Source organism: Latilactobacillus curvatus JCM 1096 = DSM 20019 (assembly GCF_004101845.1).
Classification (GTDB): domain Bacteria; phylum Bacillota; class Bacilli; order Lactobacillales; family Lactobacillaceae; genus Latilactobacillus; species Latilactobacillus curvatus.
The window spans coordinates 825,789-846,385 of record NZ_CP026116.1 but is presented as its reverse complement, the minus strand read 5'-3'; the positions used below and the strand labels follow the sequence as shown (position 1 = coordinate 846,385).

Here is a 20,597-nt window from a genome sequence, read left to right as displayed (position 1 = left end):
CCTAATGGATGCAAAAAGCCCCGCCACAACAGTGGCGGGGCTTTTTTTGCGTTAATGAATAATTTTACTCTTCGTCGCTTCTTTGTGGAGTTTTTCAAAGAATGGATTGATTCGATCTTTCAGGAAGAGGCCAATTAGGAAGAAAACAACCGCAAAGAGCGCTAGGATGATAAAGTTATGCCAGAGGTTCGGTGCGTAAATCCCACCAGTTGGTTCGCGTAAGAGGTTGACCCCGTATGTGAACGGTAAAATGGGGTTAATAAACTGGAAGAATTGATCGGAGAGGACAACTGGGAAGTTCCCGCCACCGCCAGAGATGGAAAGCACCAAGACAATCATCGCAATTCCTTTACCAACGTTCCCGAACATCGCGGCGAGAACGTAAACAATTGTCATGAAGACCATGCTCAGGAAGACGGCTAATAAGATTAGCGGTAGTTTATCAACGATGTAGGCCTTCAATAAGAAAATATTACCAAGCGTCACAATCACGGCTTGGGCGACACCAATGACGATGTAGGTTAGCCAGCGAGCAATAAATTGCTGTTTCTTAGTGTACTGATTCTTTTGTTTGTCGTCTAACGCGAAGTTGGTTAAGACGATGTTACTCAAAAGAAGTGCACCAACCCAGAGACAAAGGGCTGTGTAGAACGGCGCACTTGCTGAGCCATAGGTCTTAATCGGGTAGACGTGTTTTTCTTTCAGTTCAACCGGTTTGGCTAAGAAATTACTTTCCTTAGTTGCATCGCGGCGAAGTAATTTAATCAGATCTTTGAGATCGACCGTCTTTTGTTGTTTGCGAATCGCCTCAGCGCCTTTTTGGATCCCGCTACGTAAGAATGGCCAATCATTGTTGATGAGGTTGGTCGCATCATTTAAGGCGGTTTTAACGAGTGGGAATTTCTCGTTGGCCATGTTGAGCGTCGTTGTTAAGTCGTTTTCGATGCCTGGTAAGTCATTGTTGATGAAACTGGTTGCCAGTTGCAGTTTATTTTTGAGTAGTGGGTAATCATTCTGGTAAACGTCAGAAGCGGTGTTTAATCCAGAGATAATCGTGCCCATATTGCCATTTAATAATGTATTCGCGTCATGAATTTCTTGTTTCAACGCTGGTAACTGCTGAGCATATTTTTGCAGATAGTCGATGGCTTGTTGGAGCGTCTTTTGTGTGTTGAATAAGAGTGCGGGGAGTTTCGGTAAAACTTCGCCGTTAAGCTGTGTTAAGACGGCGTTACCGCTAGCAATTAATGTTGAAAAGCGGTCGAGCATATTTTTGACGCTGTCACCGATATGGGCCGCTTGAATCTTAGCGACGCTGTCTTCGACTTGGTCGGCGTATTGAATCAAACCATTAATCTTGGTTTGCAAATCGTCAATTGATAAATCATCGTAATGGGCGAGAAGGTCATCAACTTGGCCTTTAAAAACGCCGAGTTGGGTCGCCAACGTATTTAAATGTTTAATCGGTGTATCAAGTGCATGTGATTCCGGTTGACCATTCGCCACTGCTGACTGATTGTAGCTGTCTTGCAAGTTTTGGAGGGTTGTCGCAAGTTGAGTCGCATGGGTTTGCAAGGTAGCGGTGTGATCATATAAGTTCTGGAGCGCTTCTTTGAGCGCTTGCTTGAGTTCAGCATTATTGGGATCCTCTTTGAGTTGACTCAGCAAACTATTGACGGCCGTTAAATTAGTTGAAATGTTAGTTGCCAATTGATTGGTAATGGCTAACCCTTGATCCACCGTTTTTTGAATGACCGGTAAAGCAGCTTGGAGTTTAGGGATTAAGTCTGATTGTAATTGACCCGCGACACCTTGGGCCGTTTGGCTAAAAGTCATTAAGTCCGGTAAGACTTTTTGTGTTTTGTTTAACACATCTAAACCAGTTTGAGCTTCGTTAATGCCGTTCGTTAAAGTATTGGCGATGCCATCGAAATCAGAATCGAGTGTGGCAACTTGTTTGCCAGCACTTTGGATTTCTGGAATCTTAGCCTGAACTTTCGTTGCGAGCTGACCGGCTGCTTCAACTTGTGGTAAGTATTGATTGATGCCGACTACTTTTTGCGCCATGGCATTTGCTTGTGGTAAAAAGGCCGCGAACTCGTTGGCTTGGGTAAGCTTTAATGCCATTTCCGGTAGTTTCTTTTGTAGATTAAGCACTTGTTCTGCGTATTGGTTAATTTCTGGAATTTGTTGGCCTGTTTTGAGAATGAGGCTCGAGAAACGATTAATGACGGGGAGATTTGTATCGAGATCAATCCCGGCCTTGTTTAGGGTACTCATCAATGTTTTACCAACGGTTGAGACGAATTCTTCTGAAATGGTGGACTGAAGCGTAGTTGCACCCGCACTGGTAATTTTAGGCGCAATCGCGTTAATCTTATCATTAGATGAGTAGACTATCTTTGGCTTTTGAATCTTGCCATCGACGAAACTAACGAGATCCTTTGAGAAGTTTTTGGGCACGTAAATTCCGGCGTAGTATTTCCCCGTTTTTACGCCGTCATCTAATTCTTTTTTGCTCGAAGTAAATTGCCAGCCTAATTTGTCGTTTTTCTTTAATTGGCTAATTAGTTCGGCGCCAATCTCGACTTTTTTGTCAGCAATGACAACACTTTGATCGGCTGAGTAAACAGCGACTTTTAAGTCTTGCGTTTTACTATAAGGGTCCCATAACGCCCAGATATTAAACCACGCGTAGAGCGATGGAATGATAATGAGGGCAATAATTAATAGAAGAGCGATCGGGCTTTTTAAGATTCGACGCCAATCAAGTCGAAAGAGTTCGAAGGTTTTTCGCATAATAAACTCCCTTTTTCTGTTTAAGGTATGTATTAGTTTATCATATTTAACCTGTTACATGCCAATAACTATAGGAATCTACTAATATTTAACAATAAATTTCAATGTGATAGCGGCAACAGTACGTTGTGGCGGGAATCGTTGGTATTAAAGGCTTAATCGTGGATAAAAATCATCTGGGAAGAACTCAAAAAGTGCAGAATGGGCGGTTCAGTTTGTACAATGCCGGTGACAATCGGTTGATTTTAAATAGTCACTTCCTGTGATTTTTGGTACAATCATATGAGAGTTATTGAAACTGGAGGAGTATGTGGTGTTTACAAATAAAAAAACAGACGCACAACAACTAGATCCCACCAATATCCCCAACCACGTTGCCATCATCATGGATGGTAACGGTCGGTGGGCGAAGAAACGCTTAATGCCAAGAATCGCTGGGCATAAAGCAGGAATGGAAAACGTTAAGACGATTACCAAAACGGCCAGTCGAATGGGTGTTAAAGTCTTAACGTTGTACGCTTTTTCAACTGAAAACTGGAAGCGTCCAAATGACGAAGTGAACTTCTTGATGCAGTTACCGGTCGATTTTTTTGATACGTTCATGCCGGAATTGATTGCTGAAAACGTCCGTGTGAAAGTCATGGGTAATATTCAAGAATTACCAGAAAAGACGCAAAAAGCGGCTAACAATGCGATGGCCGATACGGCTGATAACACAGGGATGATTTTGAACTTTGCACTCAATTATGGGTCGCGTGACGAAATCCAACAAGCGGTTAAGCAAATTGCTAAAGATGCGGTAAATGGTACAATTGAGGTCGATGCAATCGACGATGCGTTGATTAGTGATTACTTGATGACTGGCTTTTTAGGGGAATATGCTGACCCAGAATTATTGATTCGGACGAGTGGCGAAGAGCGAATTTCGAACTTCTTACTCTGGCAAATTGCTTACAGCGAACTTGTTTTCGTAGATGAATTCTGGCCAGACTTTACCCCAGCAGTGTTTGAACGCTCAATCGGCGCTTACCAAAAACGTAATCGTCGTTTTGGCGGTCTTAAATAGGAGGAAATACAATTATGAAACAACGTGTCATTACAGCAACAATTGCTTTAATCATCTTTATCCCCATCATTTTCTTTGGTGGTATTTACATTGATATCGCGGCAGCCGTTTTAGCACTCGTTGCCTTATCAGAAGTTTTCATCATGCGTAAACGAATTATTGTCTCACCTGATGCAACCATCGCCGGACTAGCGGTGTTAAGTTTAGCCTCACCCAAAGGCGCCTTTAACTGGTTACCAGCAGGTGTGTCACAATTTGATTTATTCTACTTCTTCGTTGCCATTTTATTAGCCATCACAGTCTTCACGAAAAACCGGGTTAACTTCGATGATATGGGTGTCACAACCTTAGCCAGTCTCTATATCGGCTTAGGCTTCCATTATTTAGCCGCAACGCGAAATATTGGTGGTTTTGACACTGTGATGTATATCTTATTGGTCATCTGGATGACAGATATCGGTGCCTACACATTCGGACGGATGTTTGGTAAGAATAAAATGTGGCCAGCTATCAGCCCCAATAAAACTTGGGAAGGTTCAATTGGCGGGACATTATCAGCATTAGTGGTCGCAGCTATTTATTTAAACTTCTTCCCACAAGCTTATTCAATGCCTGTCATGTTAGGTTTAACGTTGATCTTCTCAATTGCCGGTCAATTAGGCGATTTAGTCGAATCAGCTTACAAACGCTATTATGGCGTTAAAGACTCAGGTAAAATCTTACCAGGTCACGGCGGCATCTTAGATCGCTTTGACAGCATGTTGTTTGTCTTACCGCTACTACACTTGTTTGGCATGATTTAGAGTGCGTTTGTGGCGGTTAGCAACTGAGCATTAATACAAAAATTCGAATAATCCCGGTTTTAGGATTATTTGAATTTTTAGATTAAGCGGAAGTTGTTGCAACCAAAAAGCACGTTTTTAAAAGTCAATATTATCTAGCGTTTAGCGCAACTTTTTGGTTTGCGCTAAACGCTTTTCTTGTTTCTAAGGAATTCGTGATATAATATAACAGTTCATATCAAATGAGAGTATTGAAATACGCATTTAGAAGGGAGTCGTACTCTATTGGCGGCGATTATTGCGTTTATTATCATATTTGGCATTTTAGTAGTGGTGCATGAATTTGGCCACTTTTACATGGCGAAACGTTCTGGTATTTTGGTGCGTGAATTTTCAATTGGCATGGGGCCAAAATTATTTGCAACGCGCAAAAATGGCACGACTTATACGATTCGTTGGTTACCACTTGGCGGCTATGTCCGCATGGCAGGGATGGCGGATGATGAATCTGAAATCGAAGCCGGCACGCAAGCAACCTTGCTGTTAGACGAACAAGAAACTGTTCAAAAAATTAATACAAGTGACAAAGTAACCACGTTAAACGGTGTCCCATTTCAAATTGCAAAAACTGACTTGCAAAAAGAATTATGGATTGAAGGCTATGAAAGTGGTGACGAATCCGAATTAAAACGTTATTCGGTCAGTCACGATGCAACGATTGTTGAATCAGACGGAACGGAAGTGCAAATCGCACCCGTGGATGTTCAATTCCAGTCGGCTAGTTTAATCAATCGGATGTTGACCAACTTCGCAGGACCGTTCAACAACTTTATCCTTGCGATTGTGGCGTTTGCGCTCTTTGCTTTTTTAAACGGTGGCGTCCCACAAAACAAAGCGATTGTTGGCACAGTGATGCCAAACTCGCCAGCACAAAAAGCCGGGCTTAAAATGGATGACCGGTTAGTGAAAGTTGCTGGCAAAAAAGTCACGACGTTTACTGATTTCAGCTCGGTGATTGCAAAATATCCGAATAAACCAGTGAATGTCCAGGTTAAACGGGCAAAGCAAACTAAGTCACTCGAAATCACACCTAAAGCGGTGAAAGTCGAGGGACAAAAGGGGAAAGTCGGCCAAATTGGTGTGACAGCTGGACTCAACCATAGCGTGGGGGCTAAGTTGAAATATGGCTTCACCCAATCATGGGCGAATGCGACCCAGATTTTTAAAATTCTCGGGTCATTCTTAACGGGTGGTTTTTCACTCAATAAACTAGCCGGACCAGTCGGCATGTATTCAATGACGACGCAATTCGCGAGTCAAGGCTTTACAATGCTCGTCTACTTCTTAGCGTTCTTATCCGTCAACTTGGGGATTATGAACCTGATTCCAATTCCAGCCCTCGATGGTGGTAAGCTCGTGATCAACGTGATTGAAGCGATTCGCGGTAAACCCATCTCACCGGAAAAAGAAGGCATTGTCACCCTTGTCGGGGTCGGCATCATGGTCGTCTTAATGGTCTTGGTTACATGGAACGATATTCAACGCTTTTTCTTTTAGATTATTTTTGGAGGCATAACAGATTATGAAACAGTCAAAATTATTTATCCCAACTTTAAAGGAAGTGCCTAACTCGGCCGAGGCTAAGAGCCATCGGATGATGTTACGGGCCGGCTATATTCACCAAGTATCTGCTGGTGTTTACAGTTACTTACCTTTAGCATTCCGCGTCTTGGAAAACATCCAAGCCATCATCAAAGATGAAATGAGCAAGATTGACGCCGTTCAAATGCAAATGCCAGGGATTTTACCTGCTGAATTGTGGGAAGAATCAGGTCGTTACGAAACCTATGGCGATAACTTATTCAAGTTCAAGGACCGTCATGGCCGCGACTTCATCTTAGGCCCAACACACGAAGAAACTTTCGCTGACTTGGTGCGCAATGAAATCAAATCATACAAAAAATTACCATTAACGTTATATCAAATCCAAACGAAGTATCGTGACGAAGATCGTCCACGTTACGGTTTATTACGCGGCCGTGAATTCATCATGCAAGATGCTTATTCATTCTCAGCCAATGAAACTGATTTGGATACAACTTTCCGCCAAATGTACCAAGCTTACACCAACATTTTTGAACGCTGTGGGTTAGACTTCCGCGCAATCGTTGGGGATGCCGGTGCCATGGGTGGTAAGGATTCAATGGAATTTTCTGCGATTGCTGAAATTGGGGAAGATACGATTGTTTATTCAGACCAAAGTGATTATGCTGCCAACCTTGAAATGGCAACGAGTGTCCGTCCTAAGCAAAACTCAAGTGATGTGCAATTAGAGCTTGAAAAAGTAGCGACTGGCGATGCCCACACAATTGAAGAAGTGGCTGCTAAATTAGACGTCCCAGCACAACAAATCATCAAGAGTGTTCTCTTTATCGCTGACGACCAACCGGTCTTGGTCTTAGTGCGTGGCGATTTTGAAGTTAATGATGTGAAGTTGAAGAACTTCTTAGATGCTGATTTCTTAGAAATGGCAACCCCAGAACAAGTCTTAGCAACAATGAACGCACCAATGGGTTCAATCGGACCAGTTAACGCGCCAGAAGACTTACAAATCGTTGCTGATTACAGTGTCGAAGCCATGGTGAATGCCGTGGTTGGGGCGAATGAAGCCGATCACCATTTCACGAATGTCAACAGCAAGCGCGACTTTACCGTAGCTGATTATTCAGACCTACGTTTCGTTCAAGAAGGCGAAACATCACCTGATGGTCAAGGGAACTTGCACTTTACAAAGGGGATTGAAATTGGGCATATCTTCAAACTAGGCACACGTTACACTGAACAATTCGGTGCCACTTTCTTAGATGAAAATGGCCGTGCGAAACCAATTATCATGGGTTCTTACGGAATCGGTGTGAGTCGCCTCTTATCAGCGATTACGGAACAACAAGCTGATGAAAACGGCTTAGTTTGGCCAAGCGCGATTGCCCCTTATGACTTGCATGTCGTACCGGTCAATGTCAAAGATGCTGACCAAGTCTTATTAGCTGAACAGATCGAAAACTTACTTGAAGAAGCAGGTTACTCAGTCTTAGTTGATGATCGTAAAGAACGGGCTGGCGTTAAGTTTGCCGACAGTGACTTAATCGGCTTACCAATCCGCATCACAGTTGGTAAAAAAGCAGCAGAAGAAATCGTCGAAGTTAAATTACGTAAGACGGGTGAAACCCTAGAAGTGAAGAAGGATGAATTGATTAATTCATTAAGTATCCTATTGGCTTCAGAGACAACAGAAGCTGAATAGAGTGCGTTCAAGCTCGGTCAACTTTTGAGCATTAGCACAGGGAAGCGAATTAACGACGCAGTCGATAATTTGATTCCCAGCGCTAAGCGCAGAAAGTTAGCTTGAAAAGCACGTTTAGGAATAGAGTGCGTTTGAAACCGTTTGGCTCCAAGCATTAACTTAAATTCGTGAATGAGCGACAACGTCGATCGTTCGCGGATTGTAGTTAAGCGCAAGAGGCAGTTTCAAAAAGCACGTTTACATTATAAATGTTCGGACATCTAAAAAGGGCTGAGACAGAATCATATTTGTCCTAGCCCCTTTTATTTAACTTTCTGAATATGAGGAGGCCCTTTTGTGGCATTAGATCAAACCGCACTGTTTCAAAAATTATTAGAACAAATTGATTTACCCGCGGATGTTGCGAATTATCCTGGCTTCAAAACTGGCCAAGTAGAACAAGTCGTTGTCCACGAAACATCCAAACGGTGGACTTTTAAATTACATTTCGAATCCGTTTTGCCATATGCTGTTTACACAACGTTTGAACAGTATCTAGAAGCAGCATTCAAAGCGATTGCGGGTGTTTCAGTGGAAATCACCACCGATGCAACCGAATTAGACGGTGGCGTTTTAGCAGCTTATTGGGAATACGTCATTAACCATAGTGGGATTCAATCTTCAATGTTGCACGAATTGTGTGAAAAAGAGACCCCCTATATCGACGGTCACAACGTCTTTTTAGTTGTCGAAAACGACATCGTGAAGACGTTCTTCTTAAATCAAGCGCAAACGACAATCCAAGCTGGTTATCAACGGCTTGGTTTTCCCAAGTTTGCGATTCAACCCTTGATTGACGAATCCGCCTCACAAAAGGCAATCGAAGATTTTCAAGCGAAGAAGGCTGAACAAGATGCAGCCCGCGCACAAGCGGCAGCCGAAGCGATCAAGAAAAATGAAGCACTTAAAGAAAAACGTCAATCAGAAGGCAAACCAGTCGATGGCCCGATTTCAATGGGTCGCGGCTTAAATCCTGCTGAACCAACCCGTCAGATGATTACAATCAATGAAGAAGAACGTTCCGTTGTCATTGAAGGGTTTGTATTTGATAAAGAAGTCCGCGTTTTACGTTCTGGCCGCCAGCTCTTAATCTTGAAGATGACGGATTACTCATCATCATTTACGGTCAAGAAATTCTCCCGGGATAACGGCGACGAAAGTATCTTCGCAGCCATCGATAAAGGCATGTGGTTCAAGGTGCGCGGGAGTGTTCAAGAAGATAACTTCATGCGCGATCTCGTGGTCAATGCCAATGATTTGGTCGAAGTTAGCCATCCCAAACGCCAAGATACCGCTGAAAATGGCAAGCGCGTCGAACTGCATTTGCACACCAATATGTCACAAATGGATGCGACCAACAAGATTGGCGACTTCGTTCAACAAGCCGCTAAATGGGGCCAATCCGCGATTGCGGTGACCGATCATTATAACTTACAAGCTTTCCCAGATGCTTATGCAGCAGGGAAGAAGAACGGCGTTAAGATTTTGTACGGTGTCGAAGTCAATTTAGTCAACGATGGCACGCCAGTCGCGTATAACTTGCGCGATGAAGCACTCGACCATGCTGAATACGTGATTTTCGATGTGGAAACGACTGGATTGTCAGCCGTTTACGATTCGATTATCGAATTGGCCGCTGTCAAAATGAAAGATGGCGAAGTGATTGGCTCGTTCGATGAATTTATTGATCCCGGTCACCCGTTATCAGCTTTCACCACGCAATTGACGAGTATCACCAATGAAATGGTGCACGGTGCTAAGAAAGAAGCCGAAGTCCTAGCGCTGTTTAAAAAATTCGCGGGCGACGCCGTCTTAGCTGGGCATAACGTGACGTTTGATATGGGCTTTATCAATGCTGGCTATGGGCGCAACGACCTCGGTCAGATTGAAAATCCCGTCATCGATACGTTGGAAGTTTCCCGGATGCTTCATCCAGAATATAAAAATCATAAACTCGATACGTTAACCAAGCGGTATAAAATTAACTTGGAACACCATCATCGTGCTAACGCCGATGCTGAATCAACTGGTTATTTGTTATACAAATTAGAAGCCGAAGCGGCCGACATGTATGGGATGGTCAACGTCAATCAACTAAATGATCGCGTTGGGATTGGCGATGCGTATAAACAAGCACGGCCAGCGCATGCGATTTTAATGGCGCAAACCCAAGCTGGGTTGAAGAACTTATTTAAACTGGTTTCAGCATCGATGACCGAATACTATTATCGCACGCCGCGTTTGCCAAAGAGTCGCTTGGATGCCTTACGTGAAGGGATCTTAGTCGGTTCAGCTTGTGCCAGCGGTGAAGTCTTCGAAGCGATGATGCAAAAAGGGTACCAAGAAGCACGCGATCGCGCGAAGTATTACGATTACCTCGAAGTAATGCCAAAAGCCGTTTACGCACCATTATTAGAACGTGAATTAGTTCGCGATAATCGGGCGCTTGAAGAAATCATTCGCAACATGGTCAAACTCGGTGCTGAATTGGATAAACCAGTTGTCGCAACTGGGGATACACATTATTTGAATCCAGAAGATTCAATCTATCGTAAGATTTTGATTCACTCAATGGGTGGGGCTAATCCATTGAACCGGTCACAATTACCGGATGTTCATTTCCGATCAACCGATGAAATGTTGACGGCGTTCGATTTTCTTGGTGCCGATATTGCCCAAGAACTCGTGGTGACGAACCCGAACCAAATCGCCGATATGATTGATGAAATCACACCGGTCAAAGATAAGTTGTACACGCCGAAGATGGCGGGTGCCGAAGATGAAATTCAAACCTTAACGATGAATCGTGCGCATGAATTATACGGGGATGAACTCCCTGAAATCGTGCAGGCCCGCCTTGATAAGGAATTGAAGAGTATCATCGGGAACGGTTTCTCCGTTATCTACCTGATTTCGCAAAAGCTCGTGTATAAGAGTGGTAAGGATGGGTACTTGGTTGGTTCCCGGGGGTCCGTTGGGTCGAGTTTAGTCGCAACGATGACCGGGATTACCGAAGTTAATCCATTGCCGCCACATTATCGCTGTCCCAACTGTCATTACTCCGAATTTTATACCAAAGGGGAAGTCGGTTCGGGTTACGATTTAGCCGATAAGGACTGCCCTGAATGTGGGACACCACTTGATAAAGACGGCCATGATATTCCATTTGAAACCTTCCTTGGCTTCCACGGGGATAAAGTGCCCGATATCGATTTGAACTTCTCCGGTGATTACCAACCGGTTGCGCATAACTACACCAAAGTCTTGTTCGGGGAAAATAACGTGTTCCGCGCTGGGACGATCGGGACGGTTGCTGATAAAACCGCCTACGGCTATGTCAAAGCCTACGAACGTGATACCGAACAAACTTTCCGCGGCGCAGAAGTCGATCGTCTTGCCAAAGGCTCAACAGGCGTTAAACGAACGACGGGTCAACATCCGGCCGGAATCATTGTTGTGCCGGATTACATGGACATCTATGATTTCACACCAATCCAATTCCCAGCTGACGATCAAGATGCAGCCTGGAAGACAACCCATTTTGATTTCCATTCGATCCATGATAATATCTTAAAACTCGATATCCTGGGCCATGATGATCCGACCATGATCCGGATGCTGCAAGATTTATCGGGGATTGATCCCAAGACGATTCCAACCGATGATCCTGGTGTGATGGCCTTGTTCTCCGGCACTGATTCACTCGGGGTAACGCCAGAACAGATTAATTCGAAAATGGGCACGCTCGGTGTACCAGAATTCGGGACGCGGTTTGTCCGCGGAATGCTCGAAGAAACGCACCCCACGACGTTCTCAGAATTACTGCAAATTTCTGGTCTTTCTCATGGGACTGACGTGTGGTTGGGCAATGCCGAAGAACTGATTAACAAAGGCGTTGTCACCCTAAAAGACGTTATCGGTTGTCGTGATAACATCATGATGGATTTAATTCACTGGGGTATGGATGATAGCATGTCGTTTAACATCATGGAACGCGTTCGTAAGGGTAAAGGGATTCCGGATGACTGGCAACAAGCCATGCGCGACAATGAAAATGTGCCAGACTGGTACATTGATTCCTGCCTAAAAATTAAGTACATGTTCCCCAAGGCCCATGCGACCGCCTATATTTTGATGGCGTTGCGGATTGCCTACTTCAAAGTTTACTTTCCAATTATCTATTACTGTGCTTACTTCAGTGTGCGTGCCGAAGATTTCGACCTCGTGGCCATGGCCCAAGGTAAAGAAGGCGTCAAAGCGCGCATGAAGGAAATCACCGATAAAGGGATGGAAGCCAGCACCAAGGAAAAGAATTTGTTGACGGTTCTCGAAATCGCCAACGAATGTTTGGAACGCGGGATTAACATCAAGATGGTCGACATCGAAAAATCAGATTCATCTGACTTCTTGATCCAAGACGACCACACCTTGCTTGCGCCATTCCGTGCCGTCCCAAGTCTGGGCGGTAACGTCGCCAAACAAATCGTTTCCGCCCGCGAAGAAAAACCATTCTTATCTAAAGAAGACTTATCCAACCGTGGGAAAGTTTCCAAGACACTGATCGAATACCTAACAGAAAATAACGTATTGAATGACCTCCCTGATGAAAATCAGTTATCGTTGTTTGATATGATGTAAATAAAATAGCCCTCATGCACCTGCCAAGAATTGTTTGGCGGTGGGTGAGGGCTTTTTTGTTGCAGAGGATTTTTGTCATTGGTTTTTCTTTTTTATGAAATGAATAGTATTTAGCTAGCTCCAAATAATTTATTTAGTTTGTTTAACATATGCTATAATTAAAGCATTATTTAAAGGTTAATAGCGAAGAAATATGGGAGAGAGAAGTGTGTTATACCAGTGAGTTATCAGAAACTCTGGACGCTTCTCATTGACCAAAATATGAATGAAAAGTAGTTAAGTGAAATTACTAATTTGAGTCAATATATAATTAATAAATTGACATGAACAGAGATAATCATAACGGAAACGCTGAAAAAATACACCAATCGTTAAAGATCGATATTGATGATATTGGGGTAATCACGTTTGAGCGTAATGACTTCCGAAAGGAGCATGATCATGGACGGTAAAAACTACAGCGCGAGCCTTGTTTCAAAGCGGTTCTGGTTTTACGAAACGAAACAATACATAGAAATGCTTAATGATGGAATGACTAGTGATGAAATTCAAAGGCTTAGTGAAAATGAAAATATTTTTGGTGCAGCAAGTAACAGTCGTGCGAAAGAAATATTCAATACAGTACGCCGACGCGTTAATATTTTAGATGAAGAAATTCAAGCCATATTTCCTAAACTTAACATTGATAATCAAAAAATTATAATCTTTATTTCAGTTTTATTGCTGAACGATCTAATACTTGAATTTATGCTAGAGGTTTATCAAGTGCAGTTGCAAAAGGGACAAATGCAGCTAACGGTGACGGATTATAAAGCTTTCTTCTCTGAAAAACAACGAACTAACGAAACTGTGGCAAGTTGGAAGCCGTATACTTATAATCGTTTAGGCAGTGCATATAAGAAGTACTTGCTAGAGGCGGGGTTGATCCGAGAAGATGGTGAGGCAGATTTAATGACGTTAAAGGTAATCGATCCCAAGGTTTTGCAGTGGCTAAGAGTGATTGGTCGGCCGGATATTATAAGAGCCATTACAGGGGGATTGCAATAAATGGATAAGAATATTGAAGATCGATTTAAAGTATTAGAACAGACTTTAAACTCGGATGACTTTTTGAAAAGCCGTGGCCTCGGTAATGAGGTAGGCTATTATATTTTTGATTACAATCCTAGAGATGAATTAGTTGTTCGAGAATATGTTAGAAATTTAAAAAATCAGAACGCTCCAGAAACGAATGGTTATACCCTACAAGTATTCAACTTATATGAGATTATGATGGAGTTTATTGAGCAAAAAGGCTATCTATCAAAAATCGTTCAAATGGAGCAAAAACACGGAATCAAATTTGTCGCAAGTCGAATTAATCGATTGCTGAAGATGGAAGAGTTTGATGACGCACAGATGTACTTTACAAAGTATATCGGAGAACGCGTAGTAGATGATGCCGTTGTGATTCTAACCGGTATTGGCGAAATCTACCCCATTATTAGAGCTCATTCGGTGTTGAATAAGATGCATTTGGTCTATACTAAACGGCCAGTTATTATGATGTATCCAGGAGAATATGATCGTTTAAGACTAACTATTTTAGATACTAATCGGGATGCTAATTATTATCGAGCATTCAGAATCAACTAGGGGAGATAAAAATGAAAATTAATGATATGTTTTTAAAAGATATTCATCGCAATATTGAAGGTGTTATTACCGCAACACAAGCATCTGATGAACAAGTTTACCAGGAATTAGACGAGTATGTTGTCACTAAGGAATTACAGGGGCATTTTAAGACCTTCTTTGATGCTTACAAAAAAGGGATTCTTGGCGATACAAGTTCAATGGGGGTTTGGATTCAAGGGTTCTTCGGTTCTGGTAAGTCACACTTCTTAAAAATACTATCGTATATTCTTGAAAATAAAGAGATTAATGGCAAAACAGCCTTTGATTTCTTTACTGAAGGGGACGAAACGACTCGTAAGATTAAAGATGACATGACGATCGCTGATATGAAACTAGCAGCTGATACGCCAACTAATGTCATCTTATTTAACGTTGAGTCGAAGCATGCTGCTGGAATTGAAGAGAAGAGTAGTTTAGTAAATGTCTTTTTAAAAGTATTCAATAACAGTATTGGGTATTCAACTATTCCACAACTAGCCGATTTAGAACGGGCATTAGATAAGAAAGACAAGTTTACTGAATTTAAGGCAGCCTTTGAAGCTATTCAAGGAGAAAGCTGGGAGAAATCACGTAATGAAGTTGATTTCTTAGAAGATGAGGTTGTTGAGGCGCTTGTTAAAATTGACTACTTTTCAGAATCGGCGGCACGTAATTGGTTTGCTAAGTATGACAAAGAATATCAAATCAGTATTGAAGATTTTGCGGTTCTAGTTGAAGAATACTTACAGGCAAAAGGTAATAATGAACACATTGTTTTTCTTGTTGATGAAATTGGGCAATACATTGGTGGTAACAGCTCACTAACGTTACAATTACAGACCATCGTTGAAGAATTAGGTAACAAAACGCGTGGGAAGGCCTGGGTCATTGTAACTAGTCAACAAGCAATTGATAAGATCACAGATATTGCTGGTTCAGCTGCACTCGATTTTTCTAAAATCAAAGGGCGCTTTGAAACAACACTTTCATTATCATCTGCAAATGCGGATGAAGTTATTCAAAAGCGAATTCTAGCTAAAAATAATGGGGCTCAAGATTTCTTAGAAGCGGACTATCCAAATCATGAGAATGATATTGACTCAATGTTGGTTTTTGAAGATAGCCCAGAGCTACGTTTATATAATAGTGCGCAAAACTACGCAGATGTTTATCCATTCGTTCCTTATCAATTTAATCTATTGGCGAACATCTTAACGCAAATCTCTAAGCATTCGATCCAGGGTGCTAATTTATCGCGTGGTGAACGTTCTTTACTAGCTTTTTTCAAGGAAACGGCAGAACGAAATGCAGATAAGGAAAGTGATGCGTTGGTTTCTTTAGATCAATTCTATCCTTCCCTAGAAAAATGGTTGAATGAAACTGACAATGCTAAAGTGATCAAACAAGCTGAAGAAAACTCACGGATTGTACCTGATCCTGATGATCAATTTAATATTGCAGTTCTGAAAGTATTGTTCATGATTAAATACGTGGATCAAAATATTAAACCTACGTTGAATAACATTACTAATTTATTAATTCGTTCAGTGAATGAAGATAAGCTAGCTTTACGTAAACAGGTCGAAATGGCACTTAAAATTTTGATTAGTGAAAATTTAATTCGGCAAAATCTTAAAAGCTTTGTCTTCCAGACGGATGAAGAACAAGAAGTGACACGGCTAATTAATAATATCGATTTAAATGAAACGGATGTTGATAATAAATTAGCAGTTGATATTTTTGATGCGAATGTTGGTCGGAACAGTTTTTCTTATAAGAATATTCATGCCAGCGGACGTGCTTTTGATAACCGGTACAACTTCAGTTATAACTTGTATGTTGATGACTATGCTTATCGGAAGAACAGTAACCCCAACCTAGAAGTTAAAGTGATTACACCAGACTATGATGGATTATGGAATGATGAAGCACAATTAGTTATTCAAAGTACTAAGAATCAAATGTTAATTAACTTACCGGTTGATGCGGAATTCATGAATCATATTAAAACGTACTTGCGAGTTGAAAAGTATATTACCACAGCGAATGTCTCAAGTGCCATCAAAAACTTTGCTGCTGTGAAAGCTGAGAAGACAACTGAGAATCAAGATTTAGGGGATTCAATCAATCAACAATTAGTGGACTTTCTGAAACAAGCGACATTCTATTTTAATAACAGTCAACTCGATGTTTCAGGCGGGGACTTTAAGACCCGCTTGAATGATGCGCTACAGCAAATGGCGAAGTTGGTTTATCATAAAAATGACTTAGTCGATGCTGCTATATCCGAAGCCGATATTAATAACTACTTAAAAGAAGGCGCCGATAATTTAGTCGCTCATAATGAGAATCAGAATTTAATCGATGAAGTGAAACGTTATCTACAATTGCAAGAAAGCAAGAAATTAACAACGACAATGCGAACGTTGCGTGATAATTTTGTTAACAAAGAACCATATGGCTTAGTTAACGAAGATATTGAGTGGGCGATTGCGCGATTGTTTAAAGAAGGCGATATTAATTTATTTAAAAACGCGATTCCATTATCGACGACACAAGATTTAACAGAAATTTCAAAAGTTATTTTCGAACGTAAAGCGCCTGAAAAGATCCGTGTTGAGTTACGAATTAGATCTAATCTGCAACAGAAAAAAATGGTAAAAGAACTTGGTGATGCGCTATTTGAAAGTCGGAACATTGTTGACGAGAATAGTGACGATAGAACAAGAGCTAAATTTATTGAGCGTGCAGATCGATTGAAAGACGAGTTTAAAACTTATCAGGATACACCAGGTAGAAACTATCCTCAAGCAGAAATCGTAACTGAGGTAATTAAAGTAATGGAACGTGTGGTTGATGCCAGAGATACACAATCGTTCTTTGAAGTACTTAAGAATAAGGAAGATGATCTTCTAGATTTAGCGGAAGATATTAACGATATTCGTAACTTCCATAAAAGTAAGCAAAAGGCAATTTGGGATAAATCACGAGATTACATCAGTCGAATTCAAGATAACACTGTTAAAGAATCAACAGCAGAGCTTGATGAAATTATTACTGAAATGACAAGCATCATGAAGCAAGTGGTACCTTATAAAGAATTACCTAAACTAGGGAATTTAAATGAGCAATTTGAGAATAAGTATCTTGAATTTATTGAAATTAAATCAAAATCCGCTGCCGAAAAGGTTAATAATGATAAAGAAGAAACATTAGCCGATTTGGATAGTCGTGATTTAGATGATCGCTTTAAAGTCAAAGTGATTAGTCGGTTTGATCAATTACTCAATGAACTAGAAAGCTATCAAAAATTAGATCCAATAGAGTTAATACCAGTCCGTTCAGCAGCTGACAAGCGTTCATTTATTAGTCAGTTCACAGCGGAAGAAAATCGTATACGGCATGAAAAAGCCAAGGCAACTATCGAAGTGATTACTCAACCGACTGTTGGGGAAAAAGGTGCATCTTATACTGCAGAGAAACCAGTTAAAGTAATTGAATCTATTCAGCTAGATTCACTGGTTGATTCAAGAACACGGGTTAAAACACCTGAAGATATTGATACTTATGTTAATAAAATAAAACAAGAACTACTAAACAAACTAAATGATGGCAATGAAATAGATATTCTATTGTAATCGAATGGAGTCACCAAATGGATAAGAAATTAATAAAGACCTTTGCGATTGAGGCACGGGTAAAGTTACGTGAAAGCGTGATGAGTAAACTTGCAAAGTTAGGGATTACTGACGAACAAATTAGTGAAATTACCGAAATTGGAAATGATACGATTGAAATTAAAGATAATCATGAACGATTCACTGGAAATGATGTTAAGAATCGCGCTAAGCTCGTTGAGGAACTAAATAAACGCGAGCAACAAACCGGAAATCGTCAAATTGCTTATGATACATTAGTTGAGGAAGTTGCTTATACATGGTTTAATCGCTTGATTGCGATCCGTTTCATGGAAGTTAATGACTACTTACCAGAGCGGGAAAGAGTCCTTTCAAGTGAATCTGGGATTAAGCAGCCCGATATCATTACGCATTTACTAGATACAGAAATGTATGCTGAATTTGATTTGGCCACAAAAGAACGTGTAACAGAACTATTATCTGATAGTTCTGCAGATGCAGTTGACGAGTTGTATCAATTGGTCTTTATCAAACAATGTAATAGCTTGAACCAACAACTACCGGATTTATTTGAAAAGATTGATGATTATACCGAACTATTATTTACAGTCTCTTACATTAATGATAATGGCGTTATCGCATCATTATTAAATATCCCAGAAGATGCCTTTAATGTTGATGAAGGCGGTCAAGTTGAGATTATTGGTTGGATGTATCAATACTATAATACAGAACCGAAGGATAAAGTATTTGCACGCGGTAGTCGAAAAATTCGAGCAGATGAAATTCCAGCCGCTACACAATTGTTTACGCCGGATTGGATTGTGCGCTACATGGTTGAAAACTCTCTAGGGCGTTACTATATCGATCAAAAGATGGCTAATCCGAATGAAACACGAACTGAAAAAGAAATTGCGGATGAATTTGGTTGGCAATATTATTTACCAACTGCAGAACAACCAGAGGATGTGCAGTTACAAATTCAGGATGAACGAAAAGCTAAAAGTGATTTCGCTTTACAAGAGTTAAAACTGATCGATCCTTCAATGGGCAGTGGTCATATTCTGGTTTATGCTTTTGATGTTTTCATGCAACTTTATGAAGCTGAGGGTCAATCACCACGAACCGCGGCTGAACTAATTCTTGAAAACAATCTATTCGGGTTAGATATCGATCAACGCGCCTTCCAACTCGCTTATTTCGCCTTGATGATGAAAGGTCGCCAGTATTCACGGCGTATTCTATCTAAGCAGCTTCGACCAAATGTGTACGCAGTACCTAATAATGCAGAGATTGGTGAAGCAGAATTACAATTAGTTCAAATGCAATTCAACGATCAAAAAAAAGCCCAACAAGATTTACTAACACTTGTTGAAGGCTTTAAAAATGGTGATGAATTAGGTTCTTTAATTAAGTTTGAAGGTCTAGATTTTGAAAATCTAAAATCCGGATTAAACAACACAAACGTTTCTTTCTTTGATCAATCGATCAAAGAAATGATTCTTGTGGGCGAACTCCTGCAACAACAATACGAGATTGGGATTACTAATCCACCGTATATGGGTTCTTCTGGATTTGGATCGGTGCTATCTAAATTTTCAAAAAAACAATATCCCAATTCAAAAAATGATCTCTTTGCAATGTTCATGGAACGTTGGAATAATTCTATTTCCTTTACTGGATATAATACAATGGTGACTATGCAGTCTTGGATGTTCCTATCTAGTTATGAAGTAATGCGTAAAAATATTCTGGCAAAAAATACAATTACCAACATGATGCATATGGAAAATATGGTCATGGGAATTGCATTTGGAACTGCGGTTACAATTATTAAGAATAATTATGTTAAAGGATTTAAGGGAACCTACCATCAAATTAAAACAGTTGACGTTTCAAGTAATTTAGAACCCTCGATTATTCCAATACCAGGCAATCGATTTAATCAAATTACTCAAGATGAGTTTAGTAAGATCCCTGGCTCACCAATTGCATACTGGGTAAGTGAAAAATTACTTCATGCTTTTGTTGTAGGGAAACGATTCGGAGACTTACTATTAAGTGCACAAGGAATGACGACAGGTGATAATAACACTTTTTTAAAGTATTGGTATGAAGTTAAGGTTAATGAAATAAGCTTCAATTCAGATTATATAAATATGACTTCAAAATGGTATCCAATGAATAAAGGTGGAGAATATCGTAAGTGGTATGGTAATAATGATTATATCATTTGGTATAACCAAGAAAGTCTGGAATTACTTAAGACTAAAAGTGGATTTCGTCATGATGGTAAAGAGTACTACCTTAAAGAATCTATTACTTGGTCAAGTATAACAAGTGGAAGTCTCTCCATGAGATATCGTCCTTCAGGCAGTATATTTTCAAATGCTAGCCGAGAGGCATTTAATACAAAAATAAATTATCTTAATAGTAAAAATACAATGTTATATGTGCTTGCTATAATGAATACCAAACTTGGAGATTTATTTCTTAAAATTCTAAATCCGACAATAAATACACCAACCGGTGATATTCAAAAAGTTCCAATAATATTTAATCAAAGTATCGACAGAATCGTAATAGATTTTGTTAAGGACTGTATTGGGATAGTAAGTAAAGATTGGAATTCTTTTGAAGTCTCTTGGGACTTCAAAAAACATCCATTAATATAA

The 20,597-nt window shown here is 40.6% G+C and carries 10 protein-coding genes; 9 read left to right on the top strand and 1 reads right to left on the bottom strand.

The window, feature by feature from the left end; all coding sequences use genetic code 11:
• Positions 1-51: 51 nt before the first annotated feature.
• The gene (locus LCU_RS04445; protein ID WP_056966578.1) at positions 52-2,799 is read right to left on the bottom strand and encodes a YhgE/Pip domain-containing protein; all 2,748 of its coding nucleotides are present in this window, start codon (positions 2,797-2,799) and stop codon (positions 52-54) included.
• A 313-nt stretch (positions 2,800-3,112) separates the two neighbouring features.
• Between LCU_RS04445 and LCU_RS04440 the strand changes: the two genes are divergently transcribed.
• The 9 genes from LCU_RS04440 to pglX all read left to right on the top strand — a co-directional run bounded on the left by LCU_RS04440 (position 3,113) and on the right by pglX (position 20,597).
• Entirely contained in the window at positions 3,113-3,865 is a 753-nt protein-coding gene (locus tag LCU_RS04440) for an undecaprenyl pyrophosphate synthase (protein ID WP_004265407.1), read from the top strand.
• A 14-nt stretch (positions 3,866-3,879) separates the two neighbouring features.
• A complete protein-coding gene (locus tag LCU_RS04435) occupies positions 3,880-4,668 on the top strand; it encodes a phosphatidate cytidylyltransferase (RefSeq protein WP_004270081.1) in 789 nt (262 codons plus the stop codon).
• A gap of 264 nt (positions 4,669-4,932) precedes the next feature.
• Positions 4,933-6,204 carry an RIP metalloprotease RseP gene (gene rseP, locus LCU_RS04430; protein WP_056966581.1) on the top strand — a complete coding sequence of 424 codons (1,272 nt, stop codon included), beginning with the start codon at positions 4,933-4,935 and terminating at the stop codon, positions 6,202-6,204.
• Positions 6,205-6,229: 25 nt separating this feature from the next.
• A complete protein-coding gene (locus LCU_RS04425) occupies positions 6,230-7,951 on the top strand; it encodes a proline--tRNA ligase (RefSeq protein ID WP_039098737.1) in 1,722 nt (573 codons plus the stop codon).
• A 336-nt stretch (positions 7,952-8,287) separates the two neighbouring features.
• Complete coding sequence (locus LCU_RS04420; protein ID WP_056966686.1) at positions 8,288-12,628, top strand: PolC-type DNA polymerase III; 4,341 nt, start codon at positions 8,288-8,290, stop codon at positions 12,626-12,628.
• 441 nt (positions 12,629-13,069) lie between these two features.
• The gene (locus LCU_RS04415; protein WP_056966684.1) at positions 13,070-13,675 is read left to right on the top strand and encodes a DUF1819 family protein; all 606 of its coding nucleotides are present in this window, start codon (positions 13,070-13,072) and stop codon (positions 13,673-13,675) included.
• On the top strand, positions 13,676-14,263 hold the full coding sequence (locus LCU_RS04410; protein ID WP_056966682.1) for a DUF1788 domain-containing protein: 588 nt from the start codon (positions 13,676-13,678) through the stop codon (positions 14,261-14,263).
• Positions 14,264-14,274: 11 nt separating this feature from the next.
• A complete protein-coding gene (gene brxC / locus LCU_RS04405) occupies positions 14,275-17,922 on the top strand; it encodes a BREX system P-loop protein BrxC (protein WP_056966680.1) in 3,648 nt (1,215 codons plus the stop codon).
• Between the two features lie 17 nt (positions 17,923-17,939).
• Positions 17,940-20,597 carry a BREX-1 system adenine-specific DNA-methyltransferase PglX gene (gene pglX, locus LCU_RS04400; RefSeq protein ID WP_128486103.1) on the top strand — a complete coding sequence of 886 codons (2,658 nt, stop codon included), beginning with the start codon at positions 17,940-17,942 and terminating at the stop codon, positions 20,595-20,597.